The 7,309-nt window shown below is 72.6% G+C and carries 7 protein-coding genes and 1 pseudogene; 5 read left to right on the top strand and 3 right to left on the bottom strand.

Going from position 1 to position 7,309, the window contains the following annotated elements:
• Nucleotides 1-238: pseudogene (locus AB0C29_RS25020) on the bottom strand (ribulokinase); the annotation flags it as partial.
• A gap of 146 nt (nucleotides 239-384) precedes the next feature.
• On the bottom strand, nucleotides 385-1,398 hold the full coding sequence (locus AB0C29_RS25015) for a LacI family DNA-binding transcriptional regulator (RefSeq protein ID WP_360824521.1): 1,014 nt from the start codon (nucleotides 1,396-1,398) through the stop codon (nucleotides 385-387).
• 131 nt (nucleotides 1,399-1,529) lie between these two features.
• Here AB0C29_RS25015 and AB0C29_RS25010 point away from each other — a divergent pair, with 131 nt between their 5' ends.
• Nucleotides 1,530-2,960: a DUF2252 domain-containing protein gene (locus AB0C29_RS25010; RefSeq protein ID WP_360824518.1), complete on the top strand. Its 1,431-nt coding sequence runs from the start codon at nucleotides 1,530-1,532 to the stop codon at nucleotides 2,958-2,960.
• Nucleotides 2,957-3,391 (top strand): PPOX class F420-dependent oxidoreductase, encoded by a 435-nt coding sequence (locus AB0C29_RS25005; RefSeq protein WP_360824516.1) that lies wholly within the window; start codon nucleotides 2,957-2,959, stop codon nucleotides 3,389-3,391. The genes AB0C29_RS25010 and AB0C29_RS25005 overlap by 4 nt, the downstream gene beginning before the upstream one ends.
• Here AB0C29_RS25005 and AB0C29_RS25000 read toward each other — a convergent pair.
• Nucleotides 3,357-4,274 carry a hypothetical protein gene (locus AB0C29_RS25000; RefSeq protein ID WP_360824513.1) on the bottom strand — a complete coding sequence of 306 codons (918 nt, stop codon included), beginning with the start codon at nucleotides 4,272-4,274 and terminating at the stop codon, nucleotides 3,357-3,359. The two genes, AB0C29_RS25005 and AB0C29_RS25000, sit on opposite strands and share 35 nt — an antisense overlap.
• A 129-nt stretch (nucleotides 4,275-4,403) precedes the next feature.
• On the opposite strand from AB0C29_RS25000, the gene AB0C29_RS24995 reads away from it, so the two are divergent.
• From AB0C29_RS24995 to AB0C29_RS24985, 3 genes are all read left to right on the top strand, one after another.
• The gene (locus AB0C29_RS24995; protein ID WP_360824510.1) at nucleotides 4,404-5,768 is read left to right on the top strand and encodes an acyltransferase; all 1,365 of its coding nucleotides are present in this window, start codon (nucleotides 4,404-4,406) and stop codon (nucleotides 5,766-5,768) included.
• Nucleotides 5,755-6,699 (top strand): pirin family protein, encoded by a 945-nt coding sequence (locus AB0C29_RS24990; RefSeq protein WP_360824507.1) that lies wholly within the window; start codon nucleotides 5,755-5,757, stop codon nucleotides 6,697-6,699. Before AB0C29_RS24995 ends, AB0C29_RS24990 begins: the two co-directional genes overlap by 14 nt.
• A gap of 106 nt (nucleotides 6,700-6,805) precedes the next feature.
• Complete coding sequence (locus AB0C29_RS24985; RefSeq protein ID WP_360824504.1) at nucleotides 6,806-7,243, top strand: hypothetical protein; 438 nt, start codon at nucleotides 6,806-6,808, stop codon at nucleotides 7,241-7,243.
• Nucleotides 7,244-7,309: the final 66 nt, after the last annotated feature.

Raw genomic sequence — 7,309 nt, 5'->3', positions numbered from 1 at the left:
GCACCGCGGCGGGCACCGCCTGCTGGAGGACCTCGACGTAGTCGCCGGGCACCTGCAGCGCCCAGTCGTGGCCGAGCGGGGTGCCGTCGGGCAGGGCCTCGGTGAGCACGGCGTGCGGGTATTCGTGGACGGCCGAGCCGAGCTCGGTGCCGTCGGACACCCGGACGACGACGGCCCGGCCGGAGAGGGTGCCGAAGTCGACGCCGATCACATAGGTCTCGGACGGAGCGACGGGCATGACTGAATACCTCCGGGAAGGGGGATCCGGCGTTGCGCCGGCGTGTCACAGACCACACGACAGGCGGCGTGGGATCGAGTGTGAGCGCTAACATTTCCGATGTCAACGGCTCTGTGGTTACAACGCGGCAACCTTGATGAAACCGTTCAGGCAGGTGGGGCCACGCTGGCCCGTTCCACCAGCGACGGGGCGATGACCACGCGGTTCGGCGGCGTGGCGGGGTCGGTGATCTGGGCCAGCAGCAGGTCGAGGCCGGCCTGGGCGACCGCGTCGAAGGACGGCCGCACGGTCGTCAGCGGCGGGATGAAGAAGGCCGCCTCCGGCACGTCGTCGAAGCCGACCACGCTCACGTCGTGCGGCACCCGGCGGCCGTGCTCACTGAACGCCCGCAGCAGGCCGAGCGCCTGGTGGTCGTTGGCCGCGAAGACCGCGGTCACCTCGGGCATCCGCGCCAGCATCCGGCCCGCGTCGTAGCCGGAGGCCGCCGACCAGTCGGCGTTCACCAGCGGCGGCACCTCGGCGCCGGCCTCGTGCAGCGCGGCCCGCCAGCCCTCGATGCGCCAGGCCGCGTCGTACCACTCCGGCGGGCCGGAGATGTGCCAGACCGTACGGTGCCCGGCGGCGAGCAGATGCCGGGTCGCGGCGCGCGCCCCGGCCGCCTGATCCACGGTCACCAGAGTGTGCGACCGCTGCGGATCACCGTCGATGGTCACCAGCGGCACCCCGGCGGGCATGCCCTCGAGGGCGTCGTCCGCGGACTTCACCGGTGCGATCACCACCAGGCCGGCGACCCGCTGATCCAGGTGCCGCTCGACGGCTCCCGCGATCGACTCCCGGTCCAGGCGCCCGACGCTGCCCACGCTGACCGCGAAACCCGCCTCGGCGGCGGCCTGCTCGAAGGCCGCCAGCAGCGAGGCCGGGCCGTAGAGGGTGCTGTTCTGCGCAACGATGCCGATCAGCTGGGAGCGGCCGGTGACCAGGGCCCGGGCCGCCCGGTTGGGCCGGTAACCCAGCTCGGCGATGGCCGCGCGTACCCGCAGGCGGGTCTGTTCGCGCACATTCGGATGGTCGTTGAGGACCCGGGAGACGGTCTGGTGCGAGACTCCGGCCAGCCGGGCGACATCGGTCATGGCGGGGCTGCGCGCCGCGTGCACATCCATCGCCGCACCTCGTCCCGTCGCGCACCACCATGGGCGTGGGTGTCCCGGAGGGTGGACCCGACGGTCATTGTTAGCGATAACAAGACCCTCGTCAACAGCCGGACCGGTGCGGACCCGTACGCTCGGCGGTGATGGACGCAGCACCGGTTTCCCCGCCGCCGGCCGGCCACGTCGTGCTCGACACCCGTCGTGACCACGGCTTCGCGTCCCTGCGCAAGTCCGCACCGTCGCGCGCCGAGCGCTACGAACTCGGCCGCTCCCTGCGCGAGCGTTCGCCGCGTTCCGACCTCGCCCACTGGACCCCGGCGCCGGACCGCGTCGACCCGGTCCAGCAGATCGCCGACGCGCACGAGGGGCGGCTGCCCTGGCTGGTTCCGGTCCGGGTGGGCCGGATGATCGCCTCGCCGTACGCGTTCCTGCGCGGCTCGGCCAACATCATGGCCGACGACTTCGCTCCCCTGCCGCACACCGGCATCACCCCGGTCATCTGCGGCGACGCCCACCTGGGCAACTTCGGCTTCTACGCCTCCCCCGAACGCGAGCTGGTCTTCGACCTCAACGACTTCGACGAGGCCCACCCCGGCGCCTGGGAATGGGACCTGCGCCGGCTGGTCACCAGCGTCTGGGTGGCCGGCCGGCAGAACGGTTTCCGCGAGCACGCCTGCGCCGACGCGGTGAAGCACTGCGTCGAGGAATACCGCGAGCAGATCGGCCACCTCGCCGAGCTGCCGCTGCTGGCTCGCTCGTTCGCCGCCCTCGACGTGGACGACCTGCGCAAGGCGGCCACCAAGCCCGGCTTCCGCGACGAGATCGAACGGGCCGCCCGCCGGGCCCGCCGGCGCACCAGCGACCGGGCGCTGCCGCGCTTCACCGAGCACCGCGACGGCAGCGTCCGGCTGGTGCAGGAGCCGCCGCTGATCACCCGGCCCAGCGACAAGGAGCTCGACCACCTGGCCGCGGCGCTGGACGGCTACCTGAACACGCTGCCACCGCACTGGGCGCGCATCCTGGCCGGCTACCGGATCGTCGACATCGCGCACAAGGTGGTCGGCGTGGGGTCGGTGGGGCTGCGGGCGTACGTCGCGCTGTGCGAGGGCAGCAGCCCCGACGACGTGGTGTTCCTCCAGCTCAAGCAGGCCCGCCGGTCGGTGATCGCGAAACACCAGCATGGCTCGGTGGCCTGGCACCGGCACCAGGGCCAGCGCGTGGTGGAGTACCAGCAGGCGCTGCAGACCGTCAGTGACCCGCTGCTGGGCTGGGCCACCGTGGGCGAGCTGCAGTTCTACGTGCGGCAGTTCCGCGACATGAAGGGCGCGATCCTGGTCGAGGACATCAACGCGGGCGCGCTGGCCGACTACGCCGGGATCTGCGGTTACCTGCTCGCCAAGAGCCACGCCCGGACCAGCGGCGCGTCCATGATCGCGGGCTACATCGGCAGCAGCGACAAGCTCGACGACATGCTGTGCAAGTTCGCCCGCGCGTACGCGGACCAGGTCGAGAGCGACCACCAACGCCTGGTGGCCGCGGTGCGCCAGGGTCACCTACCGGCGGAGCAAGCATGAGTGGTCGTCTGTCCCTGTCAGCCCCGGCAGTCCTGGAGTTCTGGACCGAACGGCACCTGTGCACCCTGACCACGCTGCGCGCCGACGGCTCGCCGCACGTGGTGCCGGTCGGTGCCACCGTCGACCCGGCGGCGGGCCTGCTGCGGGTGATCGCCTCCGGCGGCTCGGCCAAGGTCCGCCAGGTCCGCGCGGGCGGTGACCGGGTGGCGATCTGCCAGGTCGACGGTCCACGCTGGAGCACGATCGAGGGCCGGGCCGTGGTCCGCGACGACCCGGAGTCGGTGGCCGAGGCCGAGCGCCGCTACGCCGAGCGCTACCGCCAGCCCCGGCCCAACCCGCAGCGGGTGGTCATCGAAGTGACGATCACGCGGGTGCTGGGCTCGGCCAGTCTGGGCGCTACTGAAAGCTCACCAGTTCGGGAACGGGCTTGAACTTCAGCACGTCGGCCGCCCGGTAGCGCTTGACGTCCTCGTCGTAGAACAGCTTGTAGCCGAGGTGGAACTGCTGCGGGCGGCGCAGCCTGTTCCAGGTGGCGTCCTTCTCCGAGCGGGTGCCGAACCCGTCCACGTGCTGCACCAGGGCCAGCCCGGGCTGCTTCCTGATCCGGGTGATGTCCGGCAGCATCGACGCCCGGAACTGGTGCAGCACGAACAGCTTCTCCGGCAGCTTGTGCGCCCGGACCAGGCCGGACAGGTAGCCGGAGACGCGGTTGACCTCGGCCGCGCCGACCCGGCCGATGGTCTTGCCGGGCACCTTGCCCTTCGGCATCCGCCATTCCGGGTCCAGGGCCAGCCCGACGTGCGGCTGCACCAGGAAGCGTTCCAGCCGGCGGGCCTGCGGCAGGAAGTCGCCGCGGCCCGGCTGCAGGTCCAGGATGAGCAGGACCTTGTGCCGGCGGGCGTGCTCGACGTACTCCTGGATGCGGCTGAGCGGGATCATCCGGCTGTAGTTGCCGTCGGCGCCCGGGCCGGCCTGGGCGACGCTCGCGATCAACTCGTACGCGGGCTGCACCTTGCGGCCACCGGCGAACGGTTTCGCCGCGGCCCGCAGCTTCGGCAGCATCTTGTCCGGGCTGCCCTCGCCCAGCACCCCGAGAGTGCTGTTGCCCGCGGTGCCGTAGTAGGCCACGACCCGGTACGCCGGGAAAATCTTCGTACCGCCCTGCGGCAGCTGCGCGGGCGCCACGGGCCGGGCCGAGGATGTCGGCACGACACTCGGTGCCGCCGCGCTGGGCTGGCGTTCCACGGGCTTCGGCTTGTCGGCGCTGCAACCGGCGAGAGCCGCGACGAGCAGGGCAGCGAGTACGGGACGCACGTCGACCTCCTGGTCCTGAAGCAGCGGCCACCGTACTGCCGGCAGCGCCCGATGTCAGCGCCGGTACCCGGTCCGAGTTGAGTACGCGCACCCATCCGCCCAGGTCACCGGCCCGGCAGGGTATCCGGCATGACCTCCACCACCGTGCCCGGCGCCTCCGCCGCGTCCCTGGCGGCCGCGACCCCGCCCGGCCGCGACCGTTACGTCGACCTGCTCCGCGTCGCCTCGCTCGGCGTGGTGATCGCCGGGCACTGGCTGATGGCCGTACCGGTGACCGGCGCCGACGGCGGCACCCGGGTGACCAACGTGCTGGCCCTGGTCCCCCGGTTGCAGCCGATCACCTGGCTGCTCCAGGTGATGCCGGTGTTCTTCCTGGTCGGCGGCTTCGCGCACGCGACCGCCCTGGCCTCGATCCGGCGCCGCGGCGGCGGCTACGCGGACTTCACCCGGTCCCGTACGGCCCGGCTGCTGCGCCCGACCGCGGTCTTCCTCGCCGTCTGGCTGGCCCTGGCCCTCGGCGTGGCGCTGGCCGGCCAGGACCAGGGCCTGGCCCGGGTGGCGCTGCGGACGGCGGTGCAGCCGCTGTGGTTCCTCGCCGTCTACCTGGGACTCGTCGCGCTGGCGCCGGTGATGTGGCGGCTGCACGAGCGCTTCGGCGCGAAGGTGCCGGTGCTGCTGCTGGCGGTGGCGGTCGGCGTGGACGTGCTGCGCTTCGCCGGGCACCCGCGTATCGCCGTGCTGAACCTGCTGGTGGTCTGGGCCGGTGTGCACCAGCTCGGCTTCTTCTACGCCGACGGGACGCTGCAGCGCGGGGGCCGGCGGCTCGCCCTGCTGCTGGCCGGTGTGGGGCTCGGGGCGGTGCTGCTGCTGACGACGGTGGGGCCGTACCCGGTGTCGATGGTCGGGGTGCCGGGCGAGACGGTGTCCAACATGTCGCCGCCGACGGTGGCGCTGGCCGCGCACGCGGTCTGGCTGATCGGTCTCGTCCTGCTGGTACGCGTCCCCGCCACCCGGCTGCTGAACCGGGCCCGGGTGTGGCAGGCCGTGGTGGCGGCGAACGGGCTGGCCATGACGGCGTTCCTCTGGCACCTGACCGCCGCGTTCGTCGTCCTGGTGGCGGCCCGCGGCCTGACCGCCGGAGCACCCGGGTCGGCCGGCTGGTGGGCGACCCGGCCGCTCTGGCTGGTGGCTGCCGCGCTGGTCACCGCCGGCCTGGTACTGGTCTTCCGCCGCTTCGACACACCCCGGCCCACGGTCATCACCGCAGGATCGACCACGCGAGCCGCGCTCGGAGCGACGATGTGCACGCTGGGCGTCCTCGGTGTCTCGATCGTCGGCTTCGGCGGGCTGCTGGAGGGCCGTACGGCGACGCTGCTGGTCGTGCCGGTCACCGCCCCGCTCGCCCTGGCCCTGGTGGCGCTGGGCGCAAGCCTGCTGCGAGCCGCTCCGCTGAGCGCGGGAACGGCGGTAGCTTTCAACGGTGAGCATTCCTGACGCGACGACGTCCCCGGCCGGGGTGGAGATCCTCGAAGGCACCCCGGTCGCCCTCGGCGGGCCGCGCGGGCTGGAGGTCACCCGGACGCTGCCCAGCAAGCACCGGCGGATGGTCGGGGCGTGGTGTTTCCTGGACGCGTACGGGCCGCACCGGCTCGAGGGTTCGGCGGGGATGCGCGTCGGTCCGCATCCGCACATCGGGCTGCAGACGGTGAGCTGGCTGGTCGCCGGAGAGATCGTGCACCGCGACAGCCTCGGCAGCCTGCAGGAGATCCGGCCGGGCCAGCTCAACCTGATGACCGCCGGGCGCGGCATCTCCCACTCGGAGGAGACGCCGGCTGACAACAGCGGCGTACTCCAGGGGGTTCAGCTCTGGGTGGCCCTGCCGGACGCGACCCGCGGCGGACCGCCGGCCTTCACCCAGCACGCGGAGCTGCCGGTGCTCACCGACGGCGGCCTCACCGCGACCGTGCTGATGGGCGACCTGGCCGGGGCGGTCTCACCCGCCCGCTGCGACACTCCCCTGCTGGGAGCGGAGATCACCCTGGCTGCCGGAAGCACGGCCGCGCTGCCCCTGAGACCCGATTTCGAGTACGCGGTGCTGGTCATCGACGGCGCGGTGACTGCGGCGGACGTGCCGGTCGAGCCCGGACCGCTGCTCTACCTCGGCGAAGGACACACCGAGCTGCGTCTGGCCGCGGGACCGGCGACCAGGCTGATGCTGCTGGGCGGCGAACCGTTCACCGAACGGCTCGTGATGTGGTGGAACTTCGTGGGCCGCGACCACGACGAGATCGTGACGGCCCGCCAGGCCTGGGAGGACCGGGCAGCGGGAGGACAGTTCGGCGTGGTCCGCGGCTACGACGGCCCCGACATCCCGGCGCCGCCGATGCCGATCACCCGCCTGGTGAGCCGCGGCCGCACCCGCTGACCTGCGGAGATCCACTTCGGGCGTCGCACAAATCCGGCTTGACGGTGGTTGCGGGCGGGCGGATCGTCAGAGAGGTAACCATGCACGCGGGCTGAAGGAGCGCACCGTGAGCCTGCTCGACGTGGGGAAACTCGCCCTCATCACCGTAACGCCCACTTTGATCGGCGCGGTCGTCATCTACTCGCCGCGCTGGTGGGCCGCTGTGTCGCAATCCTGGCCCGGCCGCCGGGCGGAGCCGCCCCAGCCGCTCGGGCCGCCGATCGAACAGCTGGCCGCCGACCTGCGCCGGTTGCTGCGGCTGCACGAGGAACTGACCCGGTCGGCGCACATCGCGATGCTGGCCCAGCGGTTGTGGGCGGTGGAGGCGGCGATCGGGGCGCGGGCCGTGGAGGCGGCGCGGGCTCTGGACGTGCCGCATCGGGAGCCGGAGCAGTTGGAGATTCTGACCCGGGCTGAGCTGTCGCGGCTGCTGCACGATCTGTGCCGGGCGGGGTTGGCGTTGCCGGCGCTTATCGCACCGTTCAACAAGGACGGCCGCCTCTGAGCGGACGGCTTGGGCATCTGGCGCTGGCGGGCCGGTTGGGGATCGAAACGGCGGCGGGTGCACCCG

Source organism: Actinoplanes sp. NPDC048791 (assembly GCF_040650095.1).
Lineage (GTDB): Bacteria > Actinomycetota > Actinomycetes > Mycobacteriales > Micromonosporaceae > Actinoplanes.
The sequence above is the reverse complement of the archived record's forward strand: the minus strand, read 5'-3'. Positions and strand labels throughout refer to the sequence as shown.